This window comes from Arthrobacter sp. Y3225116, from assembly GCF_059091245.1.
The window spans coordinates 1-1,919 of the sequence record NZ_JBNHGL010000375.1 but is presented as its reverse complement, the minus strand read 5'-3'; the positions used below and the strand labels follow the sequence as shown (position 1 = coordinate 1,919).

2 protein-coding genes are annotated in these 1,919 nt (G+C 73.0%); both read right to left on the bottom strand.

All coding sequences use genetic code 11. From position 1 onward, the window contains the following. Positions 1-212: 212 nt before the first annotated feature. Positions 213-1,019 (bottom strand): alpha/beta fold hydrolase, encoded by an 807-nt coding sequence (locus AC5RV2_RS17510; RefSeq protein WP_494093390.1) that lies wholly within the window; start codon positions 1,017-1,019, stop codon positions 213-215. 10 nt (positions 1,020-1,029) lie between these two features. Then, positions 1,030-1,919, bottom strand: an 890-nt coding sequence (locus AC5RV2_RS17505) for an NAD-dependent epimerase/dehydratase family protein (protein ID WP_494093389.1), incomplete at its 5' end; no start/stop codon positions are given.

Here is a 1,919-nt window from a genome sequence, read left to right as displayed (position 1 = left end):
GGCGCGTAGGGGTCCGGACCCGGCTCGGGCCGTTCGGGCGTGGGCGGCGCGAAGGGATCCGGATTCGGCTCCGGCGGGAACGGGTGCCTGGGCCCCGGCTCGTTCGGATCGTGTGCCGGCTCTGGCGGCGGTGGAATGGTCACGGCGTGCCTCCTTGGGCAGCGGTGCGGTAGGCCTGCTGCCTGCCACGCTACAACTGTGTCCCGGGCGCCTCAAGGATTTTTCCCGCCGCCCGTGACGAGGGTCAGCAAGTCCTCGGCGACGCGGTCGGGGGCGTCCCAGAGGACCGTGTGCCCGGCCCGGGGGTAGTGGTTGCGCCGGGCGGAAGGGATGGCACCGGCCAGCACGTTCTGCTCGGCAGGGGCGAGCAGGTCGTCGTCGTCGCCCCACACCACAAGCGTCGGGGCTTTGACGGCCTCCGGTGGCGGCGGCGTCGCCTCGGTGAGGCCGGCCAGCGTCTGCTGCCAGACGCGGGCGGGGATTTTGAGCGCGTCCGCCAGCACCGCCTCTCGGACGGCCTCGCCGGGGTTGGCCAGCAGGGTGAAGGACTCCACGAAGGCGCGGATGTCGGCGGGGTCGATGGGATCGCGGAACGCCTCGATGGCCGGGGCAAAGGGCGGCCGGCGCTGCTGCAGGCTCAGCGGCGAGCCGATGAGCATGAGGGCCCGGACCCGATCGGGCCGGTCGACGGCGAAACGCCGCGCGACATAGCCGCCGCTGGAGTGACCGGCGATCACGGCCCGTGGGATGGCCAGGGCGTTTAGGAAGTCGCCGAGGTCGTTGCTGAAATCGTGCAGCCGGTAGCCTGTCGCGGGCTTGTCCGAATCGCCGTGGCCGCGGGGGCTGAGCGCTATCAGCCGGAGCGACGCCGGTAAACGGTCGAAGAGCGGGGCCCAAAACCGCCAGGAGTCCCCGTAGCCGGGAACCAGCAGGACCGGGGTGCCGCCGGGGGAGCCGGCCTCGGCATAGGCCAAACGGAGTCCGTTGGCGAGACGAGCGAACCGCTGGCGGGGATCCATGGCCGGTTCCTCAGCGGCGGGGGCGCGCGATGGCCAGCAGCCGGCGCTCGTCGTCCGGGGCCAGGCCCGATTTGCGCGGACGGTCGGCACCGGCCGCCAGCTCCCACGCCAACGTGTCGGCCAGCGTGTCCCGCAGCGGGCGCAAGGCCAGACCGGCTGCCGTGGCGGCGGCGTTGCTGCGGGAGGAGAAGCCGGCGAAATCCGGCAGCGGAAGCCAGAGCGGCAAGGACCGCTCGCCGGCCCAGGGGTTGATGCCGGCCGCTGCCAGTTCCTCTTGGCCCAGGGACAGGACCGGCCCGGTATGGTCCGCGACCCGGCGGGCCATCTCCAGGTGCGCGGCCAACGGAATGGCGTCGCCCACTGCGTTGAACTCGCCGGCCAGTCGCTGTTCGGCCGCGGCGATGAGCCAGTCGGCGAGGTCCCGGACGTCGATGACCTGGGTGTCCAACCCGGGCGCGTCGGGGACCAGGACGGCACCGTCGTCGGCCACGGGCCGGGCGAAGCGCAGGGGCCAGTAGCCGGTGCGGTCGGTGGTATCGCCGGGACCGGCGATCAGGCCCGGGCGGACGATCAGGCTTCGGTCGGAACCGAAGGCGCTTTGCACCGCCTGCTCGCAGGCGACCTTCGCCTCGCCGTAGACGTCCGGAGACGTCATCACGTCCGAGGACAGGGGCGGCAGCAACGGGTAGGTTTCGTCGGCGCCCGGGGTGTGGTGGTCGGCGTAGACGCTGCAGGAGGACACGAAAACAAAGTGCTCCGCCGTGCCGGCCAGCGCGGCCGCTGCACGGCGCACCTGGCCGGGCTGGCGGGAGACATCCAGTACGGCGTCCCAGTGCTCGGCCGCGACCGTGTCCAAGCCGTCCGGGGCATCCCGGTCCGCGCGCACCAGCCGGGCGCCGG